The following is a 21415-nucleotide window of genomic DNA, read 5'->3' as shown; positions in this document are numbered from 1 at the left end:
GTCTCCTCAGTCATGGGATGGGGCCGGTTTGCGGAAGATGGCGAGCGCCAGGGGCGCCGCGGCGAACAGATGGACCCCGACCAGGTCGCGGCGGACGTCCGCCCAGGGCGTGGGGCTGCAGGCGGCGTCATAGACGTGGATGGCGGCGTGGAAGGTCAGGAACGCCGCGCCCGCCGCCAGGGCCGGCCAGCCCTCGCGGCGGCGCCAGGCGAACCAGGCCAGCCCCAGGGCGGCGACCAGATAGGCGGCGCCGACGTCACGAACGAAGTGGGCGTTGTAGGGGCCGGTGGCGGGGACGCCCGGTACGGCGTCGTACCAGGCCAGGCTCGCGAACAGCATGGCGAGGCCATTGGCCGCCAGGACCAGGCCCAGGGCCGCCGCCAGCCATCCATCCCAATTGCGAAGCATCCCGCCCCTCCGTCGTTCGTCCACAAGGACGGACGAGCCGGCGCGGCTGTGACATCGAGCCGTGGAAAATCGTGCGGGTCGCGCCGCGGAGCTCAGCGGCTGGGCGGCGCGGCGTTGGGGGTGCCCCGGTCAGGTGAGGCTGCGGACCCAGGCGGGAAGCTCGGAGATGCTGGCCAGTTCGGCAAAGCGCGGATGGCCCTGCGGGGCGTCGGCCATCTCATGCTCCCAGATCAGCGGATAGGGGACGTAGGCCGCATAGGCCCCCGCCTCCAGGGCCGGCAGGATGTCGGAGCGCATGGAGTTGCCGCACATGGCCGCCTGGGCGGCGCCCGTGCCGTGGCGGGCGAAGACCCGTTCGTAGGTGGAGGCGTCCTTCTCAGACACGATCTCCACGGCGGCGAACAGATCGCCGAGGCCGGAGGCGGCGAGCTTCTGCTCCTGGTGCAGCAGGTCGCCCTTGGTGATGAGCACCAGGCGGTAGGCCTCGGACAGCTCGGCCAGGGCCTTCTCGACGCCGGGCAGGGGCTCCACCGGTTCGGTGAGCATCTCGCGCCCGGCGGCCAGGATGTCGGCGATCAGACGGCCGGGGGCGTTGTTGCCGGTGAGCTCCATGGCGGTCTCGATCATCGAGAGCGTGAAGCCCTTCACGCCATAGCCGTAGAGCCGAAGGTTGCGCTTCTCCACCTCGCGCAGCTTGGCCTCGAGCACGGGGGCCTCGGCATGGTCGGCCATCAGCTCCAGGAACCTGGCCTGGGTCAGCCGGAAGATGCCTTCGTTGTGCCAGAGCGTGTCGTCGGCATCGAGGCCGACCGTGGTGATGCGCATGGCGCGGTCTTTATGAGGCGGGCCTCGGCTGCGCAATCGCCGGGCGCCGGCTGTGCGCGGGCAGGGCGCCCGGCCCCGATCGCAGCGGAGAGCAAGGCTCGGAGAGCGGCGTTCGAGATCTCGGGCCATGCTGAGCCCGGTCGATTCGGAGAATAGGTATGGCGGGCGGCCTGCGCGCATGGTTGGCGAAGCGCTTTGGCGCCCAGGCCCAGGCCCAGGCCCTGGCCGAAGCGCAGGCCGAGGCGCGGCTGGCCGAGGCGCGTCTGCGCGAGGCCATCGACGTGCTGCCCGAAGGCGTGGTCTTCCTCGACGCCGAGGGACGCTACATCCTCTGGAACCGGCGCTACGCCGAAATCTACCACCGCTCGGCCGACCTGTTCCGGCCGGGGGCCCGGCTGATCGACACCCTGCGCGAGGGCGTGCGGCGGGGCGACTATCCCGACGCGGTGGGGCGGGAGGAGGCCTGGCTGGCCGAGCGGATGGCCAAGCTGAAGGCCGCCACCGGCGAGCGCCACGAGCAGCAGGTGGCGGACGGCCGCTGGCTGATGATCGAGGAGCGGCGGACCTCGGACGGCGGGGTGATCGGCCTGCGGGTCGACATCACCGAGATGAAGCGCCAGGCCGCCGCCCTGGAGGCGGCCCTGGCCCACGCCGAGGCGGCCCACCGGGCGAAGACCGAGTTCCTGGCCGACATGAGCCATGAGTTGCGCACGCCGCTGAACGGGGTGCTGGGCCTGCTTCAGGCGCTGGACGCCACCACGCTTGATCCGCGCCAGCGGGCCCTGGTCTCGGAGATCCGCGACTCCGCGCGGCAGCTCGACCGGCTGGTGGCCGGGCTCCTGGACTATGGCGACGCCGACTTTGCCCCGGACGGCGACGGGCCGGCCCACCTGCCCGAGGGCGACCGGCCGCTGAGGGTGCTGGCCGCCGACGACAATCCCACCAACCGCAAGGTGCTGGGGCTGATGCTGCAGGCGGCGGGGGCCGAGGTGGTGACCGTGCAGAACGGTTTCGAGGCGGTGCAGGCCTGGCGGAGCGGCGGCTTCGACCTGATGCTGATGGACCTGCGGATGCCGGTGGCGGACGGCCTGGAGGCGATCCGTGTCATCCGGGCCGAGGAACAGGCCCGGGGCCTGGCCCGCACGCCGGCGGTGGTGCTGTCGGCCAACACCTCGCCCGAGGACCGGGCGGCGAGCGCGGCGGCGGGGGCGGACGGCCATGTGGCCAAGCCGCTGCGGGTGGAAGCGCTGCTCGGCGCCATTGAGGCGGCCCTGACGGCGTCGGTGAACTAGCCGGGGTCAGGCTGCCTGGGATCAGGCGAGGGCGGGGCCGTGGGGCTTCACCACCCGCTCGGCGGAGGCCGGGTAGCGGGCGAGGGCGGCCGGGGGGCGAATCGGTCGGCGCACCAGCTCGCCCCCGCAGTTGGGGCACAGGCCGCCGAAGCGGGTCTCGGCGCAGTCGGCGCAGAAGGTGCATTCGAAGCTGCAGATGCGCGCATCGGGACTGTCCGGCGCAAGGTCGCGGTCGCAGCACTCGCAATTGGGTCGAAGGGCCAGCATGGCCGAAGCATGCCTCGGGCCGCCTTCGGCCGAAAGGCCAGGCTTCCCTCGTTTCCGACCGCTATTCCCCAAAGCCCTCGCCGGGCTCCAGCGGACTCATGCGGATCAGGCGGCTGTCGGCCACCGCCGCCGTCCGGTGCTGGACGAGTTCGCGGTACTCGGGGTCGCGCACCATGGCGATGAAGGCCTCGGCGTTGGGATATTCGGCGATGAACGCCAGGTCCCAGGCCTCGGAGGCCGGGCCGGTGACGGTGACCTGCGGCTTGCCCACCCAGACCTGACGTCCGCCCAGGCGCTTGAAGATATGCGAGGTGGTGCGGCCGTAGGCGCGATAGGCCTCGAGGCCGCTCAGGCCCTGGCCGTGATTAGGGTGCCCCTCGGGATATTCCGCCACCGGCCGCAGCTTGATGAGATTGAGCATGTGAATGGGCTGGTCGCGGGGCAGGCTTTTAAAAACCTCCCAGGCCTCGCGTTCCGGATCGATGTGCGCCATAGCGTCCCCGCCTGATTGACCGCGTGGAAGTGAGTCACTACCTACGCGGCCGTTTGCCCACAAGGAGTCCCAACACCATGAGCCGTGACCTGCTGCCTGGCGTCACCGGAGTGCTGGTGTTGGCCGACGGAACAGTCCTGCAAGGCGTCGGCGTCGGCGCCGTAGGCGAAGCCGTGGGCGAGGTGTGCTTCAACACCGCCATGACCGGCTATCAGGAGATCCTGACCGACCCGTCGTACATGGCCCAGATCGTGGCCTTCACCTTCCCGCATGTGGGCAATGTCGGGACGAACGTGCAGGACATTGAGCAGATGTCGGGCTCGGCCGAGACCGCGGCCCGTGGCGCGATCTTCCGCGACGTTCCGACCCGTCCGGCCAACTGGCGGGCGGACAGCGACCTCGAGACCTGGATGAGCCGCCGCGGCGTGGTGGGCCTGGCGGGCGTCGACACCCGCGCCCTGACCCGCCGCATCCGCGAGCAGGGCATGCCGCACGCGGTGATCGCCCACAATCCCGAGGGCAAGTTCGACCTGGAGGCCCTGGCCGCCAAGGCGCGCGAGTGGAGCGGCCTGGTGGGCCTCGACCTCGCCAAGGAAGCCACCACCCTGCAGCCGTTCGTCTATGACGAGGGTCTGTGGAGCTGGGAGGACGGCTACGCCAAGCCCCTGGACAATCCGAAGTACGAGGTTGTGGTCGTCGACTACGGCGTGAAGCGGAACATCCTGCGGGCCCTGACCTCGGTGGGCGCCCGGGCGACGGTGGTGCCGGCCAACACTCCCGCCGAAGAGATACTGAAGCGCAATCCGGACGGCGTGCTGCTGTCGAACGGCCCGGGCGACCCGGCCGCCACCGGCCAGTACGCGGTGCCGGAAATCCGTAAGCTGGTGGAAAGCGGCAAGCCGGTGTTCGGCATCTGCCTCGGCCACCAGATGCTGGCCCTGGCCCTCGGCGCCAAGACCGTGAAGATGGACCAGGGGCACCACGGGGCCAACCACCCGGTGAAGGACCTCACCACCGGCAAGGTGGAGATCGTGTCCATGAACCACGGCTTCACCGTGGACCGGGACAGCCTGCCTGGGCCCGTGGTGGAGACCCACGTCAGCCTGTTCGACGGCACCAACGCCGGCATCGCGCTGAAGGACAAGCCGGTGTTCTCGGTGCAACACCACCCCGAAGCCTCGCCGGGCCCGACGGACAGCCTCTATCTGTTCCAGCGCTTCGCCGAGAACATGGACCGGGCCAAGGCCTGAGGACGTCGGAAGGCCGGGGCGCCCGCGACCGCCTGTCGCTGGCGTTCCGGAATGGCCACGCCTAGAACCGTCTCCCAGACGTCGGGGAGACTCCATGCGTTCCATCAGGTTCATGGCCGCCGCTGTGGCGGCGCTTTCGGTCGCGTCGGCCGCCACGGCGCAGACGGCGGGGGCCTCGTCCGCCGACCGCATCCGGGCCCACATGTCGTTCCTGGCCAGCGATCTGCTGGAGGGGCGTGAGGCGGGCACCCGGGGTTATGACATCGCCGCCCAGTACGCCGCCTCGCAGTTCGCCCAGCTGGGCCTGACGCCGGCCGGCGATGCGGGGACCTACTTCCAGAAGACGCCGATGACCTCGTTCCGGCCCGCGGACGAGGGGCGGATGGTGCTGCGTGACGCCAAGGGCCGCGAGACCGCCCTGGCCTTCGGTCAGGACTATATGGTCGCGAGCAATCCCCTGAAGGCCGAGCTCGCCGTCTCGGCGCCGCTGGTCTTCGCCGGCTACGGCGTGGTGGCGCCCGAGCGTGGACGCGACGACTACAGGGGCCTGGATGTAAAGGGGAAGATCGTCGTCGTCCTGGACGGGGCGCCCCGGGCGTTCCAGTCCGAGGAGCGGGCCTATTACCGCAACAACCGCACCAAGCGGCTCGAGGCCGAGAAGCGCGGGGCGGTGGGGCTGATCACCATCTATACCCCCGCCACCGAGAAGATGCGGCCCTTCGCCCAGTCGGCGAAGCACTGGCGCAACTGGAACATGACCTGGCGCGGGCCGGACGGCGCGCCGTTCGTGGTGGCCCCCAACACCCCGAGCCTGGGCACCCTCAGCGTGGAGGGCGCGCACAAGCTGTTCGCCGGCGCCAAGGTCCCGCTGGAGCGCATCTACGCCGCGGCGGCGACCGCGGAGGGCGTGACGCCGCGCTTCGACCTGCCGGCCAGCCTTTCGGCGCAGGTGCGGACCGAGCTGGTGGAGAGCGAGAGCCGCAACGTCGCCGCCCTGCTGGAGGGCGCGGACCCGACCCTGAAGGCCGAGACGGTGGTGCTGTCGGCCCACCTGGACCACGAGGGCGTGCGCGAGGACGCCAAGCCCGGCGAGGACCGCATCTACAACGGCGCCCTGGACAACGCCGGCGGGGTGGCCACGACCCTGGAGGTCGCCCGCGCCTTCGTCGAAAGCGGCCAGCGGCCCAAGCGCTCGGTGCTGTTCCTGCTGGTCACGGCCGAGGAGAAGGGGCTGGTCGGGGCGGAATACTTCGCCCGCAATCCCGGCGGCGTGACGGCGGTGGCCAACGTCAACCTCGACATGCCGATCCTGACCTACGACTTCACCGACGTGGTGGCGTTCGGGGCGGACCGGTCGACCATCGGCCCGGCGGTGCGCCGGGCGGCGGCCCGGGTGGGCGTGGCGCTCTCGGGCGACCCGCTGCCGGACGAGGGCCTGTTCACCCGCTCGGACCACTACCGCTTCGTGGAGGTGGGGGTGCCGTCGGTGTTCCTGATGACCGGCTTCCAGAACGGCGGCGAGGAGAAGTTCACCGGCTTCCTGAAGGGCTGCTACCACAAGGTCTGCGACGACCTCAGCCAGCCCATCGACTACGCGGCCGGCGCCAAGTTCGCGAAGATCAACTACGAGATCGCCCGCGAGCTAACCGACGGGGCCGAGCGCCCGGCCTGGAACAAGGGCGACTTCTTCGGCGGCAAGTTCGCCCGTTGACCGATGACGGGACCCCGGCGCTCGCGGGCGCCGGGGCCTTGGCCGCGCCTCAGCGCCAGCCGTAGTTGAAGCTGACCGACACCCGCGGGGTCTTGGCGCGGTTGGCCGGCACCTCGTGGCGCAGCCAGCTTTCCCACATGTAGATCGTGCCCGGGCTGGGCTGGAGATAGACGAAGGGCTGGGCCTCCTCGGGAGCGTCCGCGCGCCGGGGCGGGGCGGCCATCATCATCGCCAGGCGCGGGTCCTCGATCTTCAGGGCGCTCGCCCCCGGCGGGGTCTCCACATAGTAGGTGCCCGAGATCACGCTGTGCGGGTGGATGTGGCTCGTGTGGGCCGCCCCCGGCTTGAGGACATTGACCCACAGGCTGTCCAGCTTCAGCCGCCCGCGGCCGAGGTCGAAGTGCAGGGCCTCGGCGAAGGCTCGGGCATGGCGGTCGAGTTTGAGTTTCAGGTCCGCGAACACGCTCACCCGCTGGGGCAGGTCGTCCAGGGACGCGTAGGAGGTGTAGCCGCCATAGCCGTGCTCACGGCACCAGGCGCGACCGGCTACGTCCTCTTCCTGCAACATCCGGCAGGCGTCGAAAATCTCGGCATTGAAATTTTCGAAGCTTCGGTCTGTTGTAAGGCTTGCTTCGTAGATCGGGGTTACAAAAAGAGGTCGGATGGCCATGCCGTCCGCTACTCGCCGACGCCGGTCCTGTCAAAGCGCCCGCAGCCGCTGGCGCAGAGACTGAACGTTGATTAGGTTGGATGAAGAAAAGCCCCGCCGGCGGACCGGACGGGGTCAGGGGGAAACGAGCGCATGATCAGAGCAGCAGCAGCGGCTGTCGCGGTCCTGGCCCTGGCGACGGGCGCGGCGCCCGCAGTGGCCCAGCCCAAGGCCAAGGCGGCGGCGACCTACAAGGCCCCGCGCCTGCCGGGCACCAAGTTCCCCGACCTCAATGGCGTCTGGCAGGTGATGAACTCGGCCGGCTGGGACATCGAGCCCCACGCCGCGCGGCCGGCCCTGCAGATGCGGCCGGGGCCGGTGCAGCCGCTGCCGGCCCAGGAAGTCCTGGCCCTGGGCGCTGTGGGCGCCGTGCCGGGCGGCCGAGGCGTGGTGGAAGGCGGGGAGATTCCCTACACGCCCGAGGCCAAGGCCATCCGCGACGAGAACCGGGCGAACTACCTGGAACGCGACCCCGAGGTGAAGTGCTACCTGCCGGGCGTGCCGCGGGCGAACTACATGCACCTGCCGTTCCAGATCTTCCAGTCCGACAAGTCCATGCTGATCGCCTACGAATATGCGGGCGCGGTGCGGAACGTGATGTTCGACGATCCGGGCCCACCGCCGGTGGACAGCTGGATGGGCCAGTCCGTGGCCCGCTGGGACGGCGACACCCTGGAGATCACGGTCACCGGCCAGAACGACCGCACCTGGTTCGACCGGGCCGGCAACCACCACTCGGCCAACATGACGGTGGTGGAGCGCTACACGCCCACCGGTCCGAACACCATGCGCTACGAGGCGACCATCACCGACCCGGACACCTTCACCCGTCCGTGGAAGATGAGCATGAACCTCTACCGGCGCATCGGCGAGGACGCCCATCTGAACCAGTTCAAGTGCGTCGAGTTCGTGGAAGAGCTCATGTACGGCCACCTGCGGAAAGAACCGCTGAAGTGACCGGGCGGCGGCCCGCCCGGGCCGCCATCCGCAACGAGACGACGACAGGACATTGAACCGACATCCGGCGTTGGAGGCGCAAGATGGATAAGAAGCACTGGATCATTGGCGCGGTGGCCGGGACCGTCCTCGGCGGCGCGCTCGCCGGCGGGGCGGCCGTGGCCCACCACGCCTTCGCGGCGGAATTCGACGGCAAGGCCCCGGTCCTGCTGCGCGGCAAGGTCACCCGCGTGGAGTGGATCAACCCGCACGCCTGGGTGCACATGAACAACACCAACCCCGAATACGCCCAGGGCGCGTGGATGGTGGAGGGCGGCACGCCGAACACCCTGCTGCGGGCCGGCATCGACCGGAACTCGCTGAAGCCCGGCACCGAGATCGTGGTCCGCGGCTACCAGTCGAAGGACAAGCTCTGCAAGCCGGCCTGCAAGGCCAACGGCCGAGACGTGACCTTCGCGGACGGCCGCAAGATCTTCATGGGCTCGTCGGGCACCGGCGCGCCGAAGGACGGTTCGGACCCGACCGAACGGTAGGGCGCCGCGACCGGCGGATATGGAAAGGGGAGCCGCGAGGCTCCCCTTTTTCGTGCCTAGTGGCCGGCGGCCTTGTCGGCCTCTTCCAGCGGGTCGATGACGAACTTGTCGTGGCAGGCGACGCAGACCTCGTAGAGCCGTCCGCCCGTGTCGAAGACCGCCTGCTTGTCCTTGGCCTCGGCGGCCGCCTTGGCCTCCAGGGCCCGCTCGGTGAGCAGCTTGGCGTACTTGTTCCACTCGTCGGCCGGCTCGCGGGCCCGGCCAGGCAGCATCAGGAGGTTGCCGGCCTCGGCGACCATGGCCGCGCCGTCCTCGACCACTTTCCAGCCCTCCTCGGTGGTGGGCGACAGGTCGCGCTCGCCCTCCTCGGTGATTTCGTAGCCCGAGCCGCGCCAGAAGGCGAAGGCGGCCGGATCGATCACATGGACCATCAGCTCCTGCATATCGAGGCCGGTGTATTGCGGCTCCTCGGCCTTGGGCTGGCAGGCGGCGAGAAGCAGGGCCGCGGCGCTGAAGGCCAGGCCGGACGTGAGGCGATGCAAAGGCGTATCCCCCGGAGAACTGGCGCGCGGTCCTCAAACGCCGCGCGTGCGCGGCATTCTGCGCCAGGGCGCCGGCGCTGAGAAGGCCTCAGCGTACCTGAATTTCGAGAAGCGAGCGCCACATCTCGTCGGCGAACTGCACGACCTTGAGATTGGCGGAATAGTGATGCCTGGCCTGGATCAGCTCGACCATGCCCTCGGCGAGGTCCGAGTCGCCCCTGCTCGGCGCCTGGGCGATCTTGGTGGCCGCCGCCTCGAAGCGGCGCTCGGCGGCGGAAAGGCCGCCACGGGCGATGGAGAGCGCGTCCATGCCCCTTTCATAGCCCGACGGCGTTAAGGTGTCGCTGAAGGACATGGTGAACGCCCGCCGGGCGCTCGCCGGAGTCGAAGATCCAAGGAGACGACGATGCGCGCACCCCTCCTGACCGTCCTGGCCTTGATGGCGGCGTCGGCCTCGGCGTACGCCCAGCCCCTGAGCGAGCGCCCGCCGACCTGGACCATCCAGTGCATCGACGTAAGCGGGGCGGCGATCCCGGCCAGCTGCAAGGTCCCTGCGAGCCGGGTGGACCAGAGCGAATACCTCTGCACGTGCCCCGCGGGCGGCATGCGCACGCGCGTGCCTATCTGCGGACCGGGCGAGAGCCCGCCGCCCGAGAACCTGGCCCTGAACCGCGTGCGCCGCGAGGCCGCGCGGGACGGGACGCTGGAGGGCGACAAGGTCGGCGACCGGCCGATCTGCGTCGCCCCGCGCCAGCCCTAGACGCCTATTTGCGCAGGGCCCCGTAGACCATCTTCTGGAACACCGGCAGGGCGATGCGGCCCGTGGGGCGCTGGCCCTGCATGGCGGTGACCGCCTCGGGCCCGAGGGGCATGGAGTCCTGGATCAGGTAGATCAGGATCATGTCCTCGGTGGGGTCGGCCTGCCACCAGGTGCCGAAGGCGCCTGGCCAGCCGAAGGCCCCGACGCCGCCGGCGCCCATCCACTCGTGCTTCTCGGCGTCGAGGATCATCGAGACGCCGAGGCCGAAACCCTGGCTGAGCCAGAAGGGCATGCCGAGGAAGCCGTGGCTGCGCTGTTCCTCGGTAAGGCGGTTGGTGCGCATGAGTTCGATGGTTTCGGGCTTGAGCAGCCGCACGCCGTCGAGCTCGCCGCCAGCCAGCATCATGCGGGCGAATTTCAGATAGTCGTCGGCGGTGGAGATCAGGCCGCCGCCGCCGGCCTCGAAGGGCAGGCGGGCCGGCGGTTCGGGCCAGGAGACATCCTTCAGCGGACCGCCTTCGGGCGGCGCCTGGTAGAGATGGGCCATGCGCTCGCGCTGCACCGCCGGGTCGACCCAGAAGTCGGTGTCCGCCATGCCCAGGGGATCGAAGATCCGGGCCTTCAGCACCTCGCCCAGGCGCTTGCCCTCGATCCGCGCCACCAGGAAGCCCAGCACCTCCGTGGCGTGGCTGTAGTGGAAGCGCTCGCCGGGAGCGTAGCTGAGCGGCAGGGTTCCCAGCTTCGCCAGCCATTCGTCGGGGGTGATCCCGTGGCCGAGCGGCGGGCCCAACACATCCTCGTGCGCCTGGGCGATGGGGCCCTGGGACGTGAAGGCGTAGGCCAGGCCCGAGCGATGGGTCAGCAGGTCCTCGACGGTGATGTCGCGCGGGGCGGGATAGGTCTGGTCGATGGGGCCCGTCGCGTCCTTGAGGACCTGCATGTCGGACAGCTCGGGGATCCAGCGGGTGATCGGATCGTCGAGCTTCAGCTTGCCTTCCTCCACCAGCATCAGGGCGGCGACGGAGGTGACCGGCTTGGACATGGAGGCGATGCGGAACAGCGTGTCCCGCTGCATGGGGGCCTTGGCCGCGAGGTCTCGATAGCCGAGGGCGTTGACCTGGACCACCTCGCCCTTGCGCCAGACGAGGGTGACCATGCCGGCGAGGGCGCCCTGGTCGATCATGCCCTGCATGGCCGTCGGGATCTGCGCCAGGGCCTCGGCATCGAAGCCTTGAGCCTGGCCCTGCGAAACCTGAGCGCCGTCCATCCCCATTCTCCTTATCATTGTTCAGGTGGGCCATAGCGCCCGCTGTCGTGGCGCTCGTCAAGGCCGCGGCGAGGGCGTGGCGGGAGGCGGCGGGCGTGCTGCATTGCACCGAAGACCAGGGGCGAGGCCCGCGCCCGCAGCTCGGGTGGTCGACGCAATCGCTTACGGAGTAAGGCTTCGCAGGCTCTGGCTTCCCTTGCGACATCCACGCTGCATTGCCGCATTGAACAGGGGCCTTCGCGTGCGTATATGCGCCCAGCTTCCGTGCGGACCCGTGTTCGCGGGTTTTAGGCCATGTGCGTGGGCCTCCCGCGGCGACTGCGTTCCACGAGGACGATCCACGAGGACGACTGCGCATGCTGCTCACCCTGATGAAGTCCAAGCTGCACCGGGCCACGGTGACCCAGGCCGACCTGGACTACGAAGGCTCGATCGCCATCGACCGCGACCTGCTGGACGCCTCGGGCATCCTGCCGCACGAGCAGGTGGATGTGCTGAACATCACCAACGGCGCCCGCTTCACCACCTACGCCATCGAGGCCCCGCGGGGGTCGAAGGTGATCGGCGTAAACGGCGCGGCCGCCCGCCTCGTCCAGAAAGGCGACAAGGTGATCGTGGTGACCTATGGCATGCTGCCGGCCGAAGAGGCCCGGAACTATGCGCCCACGGTCGTGCTCCTGGATGATGGCAACGAGATCAAGAAGGCCGCCTAGCGTCCTCGCCGCCGCCGGCCTCGCGGCCGGCGCCCTGCTGCTGACCGGCTGTGCGCCCGACGCCCCGCCCGGGGTGGACAAGGCCGTCCTCGACGAGGCGGTCTCCCGCGCCGTGGGCGATCCCAACACCTGCGTGCTGATCGCCGCCAGGGGCGGGCGGACGCTGTACCGCTACAACACCGCCACCACCTGCGCGAAGCGCTACCCCGCCTGCGATGGCGGCGAGGAAATCGCCGTGGCCGACCTGCTGGCGGACGTGGCCAGGGACGGACAGCCCCGCTACCGGAGCTGCCCGACCACAGCCGACCGCTCGCGCGGCGTCGGCTGGGCGGCCGGGCCGGTGGCCGGCAAGGACCTCGTCTATGCCGCGGTGATGGAGGGCGACCGCGCCTTCCCGGGCCGGATGATGGCCGACCGCCTGGAAGGCGCCTTCCGGCGGGCCGGGGTGTCGGCCCCCTAGCGGGTCAGCTCGTAGAGCCCGCTGATGTCCACCCGGACCTTCAGCTCGCCGCCGGAGATCGAGGTCCCGGCGTCCATCTCCCGCTTGGCGGCGTAGGCCACCATGGGCATGGGCGGCGGAGCCGCGTAGCCGCCGCTTTCGCTGAGGTTGACCAGGCGGCTCACCCGGTGGCCGCTGGCCCGGGCGTAGAGCTCGGCCTTGGCGGCCAGGGCCTTCACGGCCTCTTCGCGGGCCGCGTTCTCCGCCGCCGTCGGATCCTTCAGGCCGAAGCTGATTCCCTGGACCTGGTTGGCGCCGGCGTTGACCGAGGCGTCCACCGCAGGGCCCAGCCGCTTGAGGTCGTTCACCGTGATGGTGACGTTGTTGGAGGCCTGGTAGCCCACCAGCTGGGGCGGCTGGTTCTCCTGATACCGGTACTGCGGGCTGAGGTTCAGGTTCGAGGTCTGGATGTCGCGTTCGGCGATGCCCGCCTTGCGCAGGCTGGCCATGACCGCGTTCATCCGCACGGCGTTGGCCTGCATGGCCTCGGCGGCGGTCTTGCCCTCGGTCATCACGCCGAGGGTGATCGTAGCCATGTCGGGGGCGACCCGGGTCTCGCCATAGGCGGACAGGTTCAGGGTGGTGGCGCGGAACATGCTGTCGGCGGCCGGGGCCGTCTGGGCCAGGGCCGCCGGGGCCGTGGCCGCGGTCGCCAGGGCCAACGCCAGGGCCGACGCGCGCATCAGGGTTTTCATCGGGGTCTCCATCGAAACTGGGCCAGAAACTCCCAGGCCCGATGTGAACACAAGCTTTAAGGGGCGTGCAGCCCGTGGTAACCGGCCAACCGCTGCTGGGGCCTGTAGCTCAATGGTTAGAGCCGGCCGCTCATAACGGTCTGGTTGCAGGTTCGAGTCCTGCCGGGCCCACCAGCGTTCCTTCAAGGCCTTGACCTTGCTGGGAGTTAAGCAAAATCAGCCTCTTACGACCGTGGACTGTGACACAGAGCTGTGACACAAAGGGGTCGTGAAAGCTGTGCCTGGGTACTCGCATCTTGCGCGGCGCGGGGCGGTCTACTGGATGCGCCGCCGGGTCCCTACGGACCTCCTGCCGCATCTTCCGTTCCGCGAATGGAAGGTTTCCCTCGGGACCAAGAGCCTGGAGGAGGCCAAGCGCCGTCTGCATCTGCGGCTGATTGAAACTGACCGCGAGATCGCAGCGGCTCGCGCTAAGGCGGCCCGTGAGGCTTCCCCGCCGCTCAGTCAGGAGGAAGCGCAGCGCATCGCCCAAAGCGAGCTTGCGGCGTGGCTGGCGGATGATGAGGCGGCGCGCCTGGAGGAGGGCGCTGCCGCGCACGAGAACGCCGAGGCGTGGCTTGAAGCCACCTGCGGCGAGGACCGTCAGGCGCTCGCCGAGGGCAACTGGCGGCTGGCCGCGAGGAACGCCGAGGCGGCCCTTGAGCGCGTTGGCCGGTGGTTCCCCGCCGACGCCCCGTCCATGCGCCTCCTCGCGACCGAGCTGCTCAAGGCACGGGTCCGGTTCGCTGACCTGATCGAGGAGCGCCAGCGCGGGGCGGTGGTCGAGCTTCCCGCTCCTGCGCCGCTGTCGCCAGTTGCGAGCCAGCGGCCCCTCCCCAGCGGCATGAGCCTGAGCGAGCTGATCCGTGAGTACCGGGCGGTTCGCGAGGCGGAGCACGGCGAGGAGAGCACGCGCCGGAAGTACTCCCACATCTTCAAGGCGCTGGAGGAGGTCCTTGGGGCCGACAAGCCCATTGCAGAGATCACGCGCGCCGACTGCCGGGCGGTGGTGGCGCTCCTGCGCGAGGTGCCCTCCAGCGCGCCGAAGAAGTACCCCGGCCTTAGCCTCAAGGAGGCGGTCGAAGCGGGCCGCCGTGATGGCGCGCCGGTGCTCGCGCCCAATACCGTCGCCTCCTACCTCCAGAACCTCTCGGCCATCTTCAACTGGGCCGTTCGGGAAGACCTTCTCCCGAAGAACCCCGCCCAAGGCATGGCCGGAAAGGGTCGCGCCAACGTCAAGCGGCGCGGGTTCACGACAGAGGAGCTGCGGACCATCTTCGCCGCGCTTGCGCCGTTGCGAGAGAAGACCCCATCGCGGTTCTGGGTGCCGGCCCTGGCGCTTTTCAGTGGCGCACGGCTCAACGAGCTGTGCCAACTTGCCGCGTCAGACATCGGGGAGGCGGACGGCATTCCCTTCATGGATTTTTCCGAGTTCGACGCGGAGACGGGGGAGCGCCTCCCGGACCGCTCACTCAAGACCAAGGCCAGCGACAGGCGGGTCCCTCTGCATGATGACTTGATCGCTGCCGGGTTCCTGGAGTTCGTCCAGGCCGTGCGTAAGCGCGGCGGCGGTCGCCTGTTCCCGGAGCTGCGGCTTGGGCCAGACGGGCGCTACTCGCACGAGTTCTCCAAGTGGTTCGGCCGGTTCATGGACCGCATCGACCTTAAGGCCCGCGCGCTGGTCTTCCACAGCTTCCGCCATGGGTTCACTGACGCTTGTCGCGAGGCGAGTGTCGCGGACGAGACGGCCGACGCGCTCGGCGGGTGGGTAACGCCTGGAGTCCGATCCCGGTACGGAAAGCGTGATCGCCTTACCGTGCTCGCGCGTGAGAGCGCCAAGGTCCACTTCCCGGGCTTCCGACTGGCGGACTTCACCACGGCCACGCAAAGAGCGGCCTAAGCCCCACACCGAACACCCGCCTCCGCAGCAGGGATGCCCGCGCGGAGCGGCGGCGGGGAGGAGAGCGCGCGGGCGTCCAACAGCACAGCATGAGGTGAGACATGAAGATCGAGTTCGCGCTGGACCGTGCGGGCCTCTGGTGGAGCGGCCTGGGCTTGTCGCTGCATGTGGCGAAGGACGCCCGCGCCGTTGGTGAGCCCGCCGTGTGGTGGACCCGCCAAGCGCCGGGGAGCCGTTCGTTCCGCGTCGGCGGGCTGGAGGGGTCCATCTCCCGTCTCGCCCGCGCCTGACGCCAGGGGGCCTCCTCCACGCCAGCTCTATACCGGTCCTGGGGGAGGCCCTTCGCTTGTCTGCGATCAGGCGGCTTTAGCCTTGCCCTTCGCGCGCCCGCCACTCGTGACGCGGAGGTTTCGGCGGCGGAGGTCCAGGTGGTCGCCGTTGCAGTAGCGCACGATCTCGCGCCGCCCCGCCCCAGTGATGACGCGGGCGACCACGACGAGGTTTTCCCGGCCCTGGGCGCGGACATAGGCGAAGCCGTTACCGCTGTCATTGAGCGTCCACTGCGGGGTGAGCCCGGCGCAGAGGAGGTCTTCCCAGTCGGAGAGATCGACCGTGGCCACGCGGCCGTTGGCGAGCGGCACGAGCACAATCGGGAGCCCATCGTTGTCGGTGGTGAACGTGGGTTGGCGCTTCGGTTGCTTGGTCATGATGCTAACTTCCAGACATGCAGAACCGGCGGCCGGTGAGGGTCGCTGAGCTTCGGTGAGAGTGATGGGGGGAGAGCCCGATTGGGGCTCAGAGGGGACGCCAGGAGGTCACGGGCATGGCCTCGGGCGGTGGGAGCTGGGGGATCGGCCTTATGCCTCCCCCTATTGGTAGGGTAGTGGGGTAGGTCAGTAGGTGGAGAGCTTGGCTGGGATCGGTAGGCCAATGACCTCCTTAGCCATTCCCTCCATGAGAGCGACCACCGCAGGTCCCACTGACCGAGGGACCATGAGGGCGTCATGCACGGGGAGCACCGTAAGCCCCATCTCGTGGGCCTTGGTCAGCACCCGCCGCATGATCTCGCTCTCCAGGAACATGAGCCGGTAGCCGATGCCGGTGCAGAGGACCCCAGCCAGGGCCGGGTAGTGGGCGGCGACGGCCTTGCGGACCCGAGCTGGCGTGAACTCCCCAGGGATACCCTCGAAGACCTCCCCGGTGTCGGGATCAGACCACATACACTCGGCGAAGTCGTCGGGCCAGCGGGTCCGGGTCTTGCCTTGGTCGAAGTAGAACATGTTCAGAGCGGACTTGATCTGCTTGCGACCGAGGCCCTCCAGGCCGGGGATGCGGTAGAGGTCGGCCACGGCTGGCGGCTCCACGCCCAGCAGCGCGAAGGCGATGTGGGTGAAGGCGGCGGAGTAGTCCACCTCGGCCACTGGCTCCCCACCTATGCGGATGTGCTTGCGGTCCCCCTTCCTGAGCCCCTGCCAGAAGCCGCCGAAGAACCGCCCGCCCAGGTCGAACCGCTCCTCCCCATCGGCCAGCACCGTGAAGTGTCGGCGGAGCTGGCGGTCGGCGGTGTCCACGTCGGCGGCGTTGCCGACGAAGCGGAGGTCTGCCTTGGCGAGGTGATCGTTGAAGGCGGCCACCTCTGCGCGGAGCCGGGCGGTCTCCAGGGTCTCCCGATAGTCCACCAGCCGCTTCTCCCGGCGTCCGCCCCTGCGGGTGGAGAGCCGCAGGACCACCAGCTCACGGTCTAGCCTACGGCCGAAGTCCTGCGGCTGGACGCCGTAGGCCCTCACCATGTCGGCGAAGATCGGCGACGGCGCGATGGTCGTGGCCTCCCCAACTCGGGAGCCCTTCACCACCACCGCCAAGCGCAGCGCGCTCAGGTGCTCCAGGAGGCGCGGCAAGGCTTCGCTCTGGGTCGGCCGCCGGTAGCGCGGCGGGAGGCTTTGCTTGTGGCTCATTGGCAGGACAAGGCGGCCCGTGGGCGGTGGAGAAACGACCGCCAGAGCCAGGGCGCAGACCACCGCCTCCACCATTTCCTCCCATCGGACCTGATCGGCATGGCGGCGGGCGCGGGTGCGGAGACTGTGGCTCTGCTCGTGGTTGGCGAGGGCGCGGCGGACAAACTCCAGGAGAGTCAGGGAAGCCTCACCACGGGCGATGCGCCACGGATCGAGGAACGACTCACGGTGAGGTTCAATGGGCTCCAGGGGGCTTCCCTGGGCCTTGGCGAGGGTCTTCAGCGCGTGCGCCACGTAGGGCGCGCTCGCACAGTCCCCCGCCACGTCTAAGGCGGTGGTGGTCATGATGTCGGTCTTTCGGTTGAAGAGGTGGGGCCGCTCCGGGGCGGCGGGCTCAATCGCTACAAGGAGGAAAGGGATAGAGTGGAGAGCACCCCGCGATAGACGTGTGCTTGGTGATCTATCTTCTAGGATGCCACCTAATCGAGCCTGTCTGGCCTACACGGCCCTTAGAGACAGGAGCGACACCCCACGCCGCCCGCGTGCGGCGGGCATCTCTGGGCGGAAGGTGGGGTGCGCTCCCTTAGATGCCACCTAATTGCCGCCCCCATGAAGCCAGCCAATTCGCGCGGCTGGGCGGCCCTCATCCACCATGTGGCAACTAAAATTCTTCGCCCCCATCAGGCGGCTCCACCCGCCTCCTTGAGCACCCGATAAACGCTCGCCCGTCCGATCCCGAGCCGACGCGCAATCTCTGCGGGGCCGATGCCCTCCGCCTTGAGCTTGGCGACCTCCGCCGCGTCGATACTCGCGGGCCGCCCCTTATAGACACCTGCCGCCTTAGCCTTGGCGATCCCATCCGCCTGACGCTCTTTGCGGATGTCCGCCTCGAACTCCGCGAAGCTCGCCAGGATGTTCAGCATCAGCCGCCCCTCAGAGCTGGTGGTGTCCATGCCGCCCTGCTGGAGAGCGCGGAACCCCACGCCCTTCGCGCTGAGGCGGTCCACGATCTGGCGGAGGTCGGTGATCGAACGAGCTAGGCGGTCGAGGCGGGTGACGATCAGCACGTCCCCTTCGCGGACCCACTCCAGGGCGGACGCCAGCTCCTCCCGGCCATCGGTGGTCCTGCCGCTCCGCTTCTCCGCGAAGACCTTCTCGCAGCCCGCGCCGCGCAGCAGCTCCTCCTGGACCTCCAGGCTCTGCCCCGCCGAACTCACTCGCGCATACCCGACCAGCGCCATCTCAAACGTCTCCTTTGGGTCTAAGACCCTGGAGAGCTACCGTCTCGGAATCCCCAAGTCAACCCGTATGAGACGCTGAGGGCTGGACCGCGAGACGCCTTGTCTGGGTTTACCCAAGCGATACGAGGGTGGTGGGGCTTAGAGCGCCGGTTAGGAGCGGAGGGCAGGAACGGATGCTCAGTTTCCAGACAAATAGCCCGCCTGTTCAGCCTGAGGTTGCTTACTCAAGTCTGTTTACCCTACTGTTCCGGCTGGCCTCAGCTGGAACGCGTAAGCGGCCAACGATCCTCCACCTGAAGATGCTTTAATGCGGGAGCTGATGATCAGGACCAGTTCGATCCTAATCGCCGTTAGTCTATTGGCTGCGTCCTGCCGTGCCCCCACGGTCGAAAATGCGGCGGCGACTACGCCCTCCGAGCATCCCGAAGTGGCGGCTGCCTCGGATGAGGTTCATACGAGCGAAGCTACGGCGTCAGTGCAAGACGCCGCTGTCTCCGCGAACTCACCAGGAACAGCGGTCCCGATGCTGCCGCTCAAGCGCGGGTATTACGTCGCTGACGGTACGCCCTGCGACAAGGCTTCCAACGCAACGACGGTTCTCTTGCGTCGTGACGGGATCGGCGGCTCCCGTGACTTCTGCGAATTCAAAAGTATCGAGGTGGCCGGTCCCAACACCTACCGGGTGACGGAAGCATGTGAAGCTCTGCAGGATGACGCGCCCCCCGAGGTCGACGTCGCCACCTATACCCTCATGGGTGACACCCGTTTTACCTCGAAGAGCGCACACGGCTGGACACTCAGCGCCCGGCTCTGCCCTCAGGGGAGCATGCCGCCCGAATGGCGCGAGAACGATATCAGTGACGCCATCCGCTAGGTCACGCGGCCCGGACCACCATTTCAACATCAAGGAGGGGGCGAAATGGCTCTTACGAGTCTCACTGGCCCAGTCAGCGGCATCCGACATTCGACAGAAACACGCGGCACCGTGGGGCGCAATGGCGGCTCGGTGAAGACGGGACAAGTCATCGCTTTCCGCGTCGGGGAACGATCCGCGCAAATCAAGCTGGCGGACGTGCCCGACATCCGAGACGGCGATCAGGTGACCCTCGCGGGCAGCGAGAAGAACGGAGTCTTCAGGGCGCTGGCTCTGCGCAATGACCAGACCCGCGCAGTCTACAGCATTCCGACGACAGTCGGCTATCTGATGGGCGGTCTGCTCTGCATCGTCGGTGTCATGCTGCTAGTCTTCATCGTCGGGATCCTCTTCCTCGCAGCCGGGGCGTGGACCCTCTACGAAGCCTCCAACTATACGCGAGCCGCAAACATGTTGAAGGGCTAACGCGTTCCGCGCCGGGGCCTCCCCTCTCCCCCGCTGCCTACTATTGGCAGGGGGTGCCGGGGGGGGAACCGCGCAATCCTGATCGGTCATGCCGCCTCGGAAATGTGCGCCAAATTATGCCCGGTCCCCAGCGCCTCGTCAGGGGGACACAGGAAACGGCTCACACGGTGGCCGTCGCGGGTGGTCACGGTGATCTCAGCCCATCCGCCATTGTGCGCGAGAGCCTGTGCGATCCGCCATGCGGTGTCCTCCGCGCGTCCGCCTGACCGGAACATCAGTGGCCCCTTGAGGGCATCCGTCTGGACCATCCAACCCCCCTGGGCGGGGCTCATGGTGACCGAGTGCAGCACTCCCCTTTCTCCTCCGTGGCTTGGTTGCCAGCTTGGCCGCAAGCGTCGGATTTGGGCAGCGGTCGGGGAGGCTGCAAGGATGGCCTCGGCGGTGCGCTCCGTAGGCCGGACCTGTGGCGCTTAGGCCAGCTGCTGAGCGCGCGCCACAATCTCGGCGAGCTGCCGGTCCACGGCGGGGTTCTCCTGATCCTTGAACTCGATGAACGCGGTGATCGCCTGGACCACCTCGGAGGTAGGGAAGCCACGGTCCCGGAGCGTCTGCGCTGTAAGACGCTGCTCCGAGGCGCTGAGCGTGTTGATGAACGCCCGCGCCTGTTCCCACGCCGCGATTGCCTTGATCTGGCGGAACTCGTCATCGGCCGCGTCTCGCACGGCGTTGACCGCCTCGATGGACGTTGCCTGGAACATGTTGGCCGCCTTCAACACCCGGCCCGTGCTGCCGAGCGCGTGAAGCACGAACCGCCCAACCACCAGCGCGCCGATGACGGCCAGCAGAAGCACCATGCCTTCCACGTCAGAACTCCCCTTCCGGTACTCGGGACAGTGTTATGACGCGACGCAAATGGGTCGTAAATGCCGTGGTCGTGAAAGCCGCATCGCCAGAGCTTACCGCCGATGGCGCGCGTGTCGGGGAAGACGGACAAGGACCAGCGGCTCAAGCTCCTTGGGCAGTCGATCCGCGCCCGTCGCGAAGAGCTGTCGATCAGCCAGGAGGCGCTCGCCGATGCCGCACAGATGGACCGGGCGCACATGGGCAAGGTGGAGCGCGGAGAGCGCAACGTCACGCTGCTCAACCTGCTCAAAATCGCGGCCGCCCTGCGGTGTCGCGCGTCGGAGATCATGGCGGCGGCCGGACTCTAGGCTCATCCCTAGCTCGCAATCTCAGGACTTCCCCGCCACCCGCTTGCGCTCGCCCGCGTCCCGACCAACTCTGGAGCCTGGGGATGGTGGTCAATGCCGAGCAACGGCGAACGGGCGCTGACGCAGTTCTGGGGCGACCTCGACGCCAGCAGCATCGCGGCGGGGATCAACTTGGCTCGGCGGAACGCGCGCCGACTGGCCGACGACGCAAAGGCCCTCCTGAACGCTGGAAGCGTCCCCTCGGCTGCGGCACTGGCCATCCTGTCCCTGGAGGAGAGCGGCAAGCCGATGGTCCTCCGTCGCCTCGCTCTTGCGGCGACCCCGGCGGCGCTCAAAGAAGCCTGGAAGGACTTCCGGCGACACACCGTGAAGAACCGCCATTGGGTCCTGCCCGCCATCGCGCAGGGCGGCGGTCGGTCTCTGGAGGACATGCGCCCCGCCGTGGAAGGCGGCGAGCACGCTCATCTCCTCGACGGGCTCAAGCAGATCGCCCTCTATGCCGACTGCCTGGGAACCGGCGGGAACTGGTCAGACCCGGAGGTTGTCGTCGACCGTGGCCTTGCCGAGCACATGGTTACGCTCGCCGACATGTTGGCCAAGGCGGAGGTGGTGACTGCCCGCGAGGTCGAGCTGTGGATCGAGCACGTTCGGCCCCACAACGGTGGCCCATACATGGGCCGCGCCGTGGTCGCTTATCAGACCGCACTCCATGCGGAGGGACTGTCCACTACACGACCGGAGGAGCTAGTGGCGTTCATGGGCGAGCTTCTCGGAGAGGAACCCGAACACTGAGACCCAGGGGGTAGAGG

General features: G+C 68.7%; 27 protein-coding genes and 1 tRNA gene. 15 read left to right on the top strand and 13 right to left on the bottom strand.

The annotated features are described in order from the left end of the window. Nucleotides 1–6 precede the first annotated feature (6 nt). On the bottom strand, nt 7–408 hold the full coding sequence (locus BO64_RS02045) for a hypothetical protein (RefSeq protein ID WP_496401607.1): 402 nt from the start codon (nt 406–408) through the stop codon (nt 7–9). Nucleotides 409–537: 129 nt separating this feature from the next. Beyond that, nucleotides 538–1233, bottom strand: a complete 696-nt coding sequence (locus BO64_RS02040) for an HAD family hydrolase (protein ID WP_496401606.1) — start codon at nt 1231–1233, stop codon at nt 538–540. 182 nt (nt 1234–1415) lie between these two features. Between BO64_RS02040 and BO64_RS02035 the strand changes: the two genes are divergently transcribed. Beyond that, entirely contained in the window at nt 1416–2525 is a 1110-nt protein-coding gene (locus tag BO64_RS02035; protein ID WP_496401605.1) for a response regulator, read from the top strand. Nucleotides 2526–2546: 21 nt separating this feature from the next. On the opposite strand, the gene BO64_RS02030 is transcribed toward BO64_RS02035, so the two are convergent. Together BO64_RS02030 and BO64_RS02025 are read right to left on the bottom strand one after the other, a co-directional pair. Continuing rightward, nucleotides 2547–2792, bottom strand: a complete 246-nt coding sequence (locus tag BO64_RS02030) for a DUF1272 domain-containing protein (RefSeq protein WP_496401604.1) — start codon at nt 2790–2792, stop codon at nt 2547–2549. 61 nt (nt 2793–2853) lie between these two features. Then, nucleotides 2854–3285, bottom strand: a complete 432-nt coding sequence (locus tag BO64_RS02025; RefSeq protein ID WP_496401603.1) for a DUF1330 domain-containing protein — start codon at nt 3283–3285, stop codon at nt 2854–2856. Nucleotides 3286–3362: 77 nt separating this feature from the next. Here BO64_RS02025 and carA point away from each other — a divergent pair, with 77 nt between their 5' ends. Together carA and BO64_RS02015 are read left to right on the top strand one after the other, a co-directional pair. Beyond that, nucleotides 3363–4535 carry a glutamine-hydrolyzing carbamoyl-phosphate synthase small subunit gene (gene carA / locus BO64_RS02020; RefSeq protein ID WP_496401602.1) on the top strand — a complete coding sequence of 391 codons (1173 nt, stop codon included), beginning with the start codon at nt 3363–3365 and terminating at the stop codon, nt 4533–4535. A gap of 94 nt (nt 4536–4629) precedes the next feature. Further along, complete coding sequence (locus tag BO64_RS02015) at nt 4630–6246, top strand: M28 family metallopeptidase (protein WP_496401601.1); 1617 nt, start codon at nt 4630–4632, stop codon at nt 6244–6246. 49 nt (nt 6247–6295) lie between these two features. On the opposite strand, the gene BO64_RS02010 is transcribed toward BO64_RS02015, so the two are convergent. Then, the gene (locus BO64_RS02010) at nt 6296–6916 is read right to left on the bottom strand and encodes a TIGR02466 family protein (protein WP_496401600.1); all 621 of its coding nucleotides are present in this window, start codon (nt 6914–6916) and stop codon (nt 6296–6298) included. Nucleotides 6917–7048: 132 nt separating this feature from the next. On the opposite strand from BO64_RS02010, the gene BO64_RS02005 reads away from it, so the two are divergent. Further along, entirely contained in the window at nt 7049–7912 is an 864-nt protein-coding gene (locus BO64_RS02005) for a hypothetical protein (protein WP_496401599.1), read from the top strand. Between the two features lie 83 nt (nt 7913–7995). After that, nucleotides 7996–8445 carry a DUF6152 family protein gene (locus BO64_RS02000; protein ID WP_496401598.1) on the top strand — a complete coding sequence of 150 codons (450 nt, stop codon included), beginning with the start codon at nt 7996–7998 and terminating at the stop codon, nt 8443–8445. 56 nt (nt 8446–8501) lie between these two features. Here the strand turns inward: BO64_RS02000 and BO64_RS01995 are convergent, their stop codons facing one another. Further along, nucleotides 8502–8987 (bottom strand): hypothetical protein, encoded by a 486-nt coding sequence (locus BO64_RS01995; protein ID WP_496401597.1) that lies wholly within the window; start codon nt 8985–8987, stop codon nt 8502–8504. 88 nt (nt 8988–9075) lie between these two features. After that, a complete protein-coding gene (locus BO64_RS01990) occupies nt 9076–9297 on the bottom strand; it encodes a flagellar basal body rod C-terminal domain-containing protein (RefSeq protein ID WP_496401596.1) in 222 nt (73 codons plus the stop codon). 96 nt (nt 9298–9393) lie between these two features. Here BO64_RS01990 and BO64_RS01985 point away from each other — a divergent pair, with 96 nt between their 5' ends. Continuing rightward, nucleotides 9394–9747 carry a hypothetical protein gene (locus BO64_RS01985; protein WP_496401595.1) on the top strand — a complete coding sequence of 118 codons (354 nt, stop codon included), beginning with the start codon at nt 9394–9396 and terminating at the stop codon, nt 9745–9747. A 4-nt stretch (nt 9748–9751) separates the two neighbouring features. Here the strand turns inward: BO64_RS01985 and BO64_RS01980 are convergent, their stop codons facing one another. After that, nucleotides 9752–11014 carry a serine hydrolase domain-containing protein gene (locus BO64_RS01980; protein WP_496401594.1) on the bottom strand — a complete coding sequence of 421 codons (1263 nt, stop codon included), beginning with the start codon at nt 11012–11014 and terminating at the stop codon, nt 9752–9754. Nucleotides 11015–11370: 356 nt separating this feature from the next. Here BO64_RS01980 and panD point away from each other — a divergent pair, with 356 nt between their 5' ends. Both panD and BO64_RS01970 read left to right on the top strand, forming a co-directional pair. Then, nucleotides 11371–11727, top strand: a complete 357-nt coding sequence (gene panD / locus BO64_RS01975) for an aspartate 1-decarboxylase (RefSeq protein ID WP_423350322.1) — start codon at nt 11371–11373, stop codon at nt 11725–11727. After that, on the top strand, nt 11696–12187 hold the full coding sequence (locus tag BO64_RS01970) for a hypothetical protein (RefSeq protein WP_496401593.1): 492 nt from the start codon (nt 11696–11698) through the stop codon (nt 12185–12187). Before panD ends, BO64_RS01970 begins: the two co-directional genes overlap by 32 nt. On the opposite strand, the gene BO64_RS01965 is transcribed toward BO64_RS01970, so the two are convergent. Beyond that, a complete protein-coding gene (locus BO64_RS01965) occupies nt 12184–12921 on the bottom strand; it encodes an SIMPL domain-containing protein (protein ID WP_496401592.1) in 738 nt (245 codons plus the stop codon). The genes BO64_RS01970 and BO64_RS01965 overlap by 4 nt on opposite strands. Before the next feature lie 98 nt (nt 12922–13019). Between BO64_RS01965 and BO64_RS01960 the strand changes: the two genes are divergently transcribed. The 3 genes from BO64_RS01960 to BO64_RS01950 all read left to right on the top strand — a co-directional run bounded on the left by BO64_RS01960 (nt 13020) and on the right by BO64_RS01950 (nt 15150). Then, nucleotides 13020–13095, top strand: a tRNA-Ile gene (locus tag BO64_RS01960). 94 nt (nt 13096–13189) lie between these two features. Further along, on the top strand, nt 13190–14860 hold the full coding sequence (locus tag BO64_RS01955; protein ID WP_496401591.1) for a DUF6538 domain-containing protein: 1671 nt from the start codon (nt 13190–13192) through the stop codon (nt 14858–14860). A 101-nt stretch (nt 14861–14961) separates the two neighbouring features. After that, a complete protein-coding gene (locus BO64_RS01950; RefSeq protein WP_496401590.1) occupies nt 14962–15150 on the top strand; it encodes a hypothetical protein in 189 nt (62 codons plus the stop codon). A gap of 66 nt (nt 15151–15216) precedes the next feature. On the opposite strand, the gene BO64_RS01945 is transcribed toward BO64_RS01950, so the two are convergent. The 3 genes from BO64_RS01945 to BO64_RS01935 form a co-directional block, all read right to left on the bottom strand. Further along, nucleotides 15217–15567 carry a hypothetical protein gene (locus BO64_RS01945; protein ID WP_496401589.1) on the bottom strand — a complete coding sequence of 117 codons (351 nt, stop codon included), beginning with the start codon at nt 15565–15567 and terminating at the stop codon, nt 15217–15219. A 186-nt stretch (nt 15568–15753) separates the two neighbouring features. After that, nucleotides 15754–17160 carry a hypothetical protein gene (locus tag BO64_RS01940; RefSeq protein WP_496401588.1) on the bottom strand — a complete coding sequence of 469 codons (1407 nt, stop codon included), beginning with the start codon at nt 17158–17160 and terminating at the stop codon, nt 15754–15756. A gap of 335 nt (nt 17161–17495) precedes the next feature. Further along, complete coding sequence (locus BO64_RS01935) at nt 17496–18056, bottom strand: recombinase family protein (RefSeq protein WP_496401587.1); 561 nt, start codon at nt 18054–18056, stop codon at nt 17496–17498. 523 nt (nt 18057–18579) lie between these two features. On the opposite strand from BO64_RS01935, the gene BO64_RS01930 reads away from it, so the two are divergent. Next, nucleotides 18580–18930 carry a hypothetical protein gene (locus BO64_RS01930; RefSeq protein WP_496401586.1) on the top strand — a complete coding sequence of 117 codons (351 nt, stop codon included), beginning with the start codon at nt 18580–18582 and terminating at the stop codon, nt 18928–18930. Nucleotides 18931–18975: 45 nt separating this feature from the next. Then, a complete protein-coding gene (locus BO64_RS01925; protein ID WP_496401585.1) occupies nt 18976–19395 on the top strand; it encodes a hypothetical protein in 420 nt (139 codons plus the stop codon). Nucleotides 19396–19865: 470 nt separating this feature from the next. Here the strand turns inward: BO64_RS01925 and BO64_RS01920 are convergent, their stop codons facing one another. Beyond that, complete coding sequence (locus BO64_RS01920; protein WP_496401584.1) at nt 19866–20249, bottom strand: hypothetical protein; 384 nt, start codon at nt 20247–20249, stop codon at nt 19866–19868. A gap of 111 nt (nt 20250–20360) precedes the next feature. Here BO64_RS01920 and BO64_RS01915 point away from each other — a divergent pair, with 111 nt between their 5' ends. Then, nucleotides 20361–20606, top strand: a complete 246-nt coding sequence (locus tag BO64_RS01915; protein WP_496401583.1) for a helix-turn-helix domain-containing protein — start codon at nt 20361–20363, stop codon at nt 20604–20606. Nucleotides 20607–20699: 93 nt separating this feature from the next. Beyond that, nucleotides 20700–21398: an AbiV family abortive infection protein gene (locus BO64_RS01910; protein ID WP_496401582.1), complete on the top strand. Its 699-nt coding sequence runs from the start codon at nt 20700–20702 to the stop codon at nt 21396–21398. Nucleotides 21399–21415 lie beyond the last annotated feature (17 nt).

The sequence above is a fragment of the Phenylobacterium composti DSM 19425 genome (genome assembly GCF_059568645.1).
The sequence above is the reverse complement of the archived record's forward strand: the minus strand, read 5'-3'. Positions and strand labels throughout refer to the sequence as shown.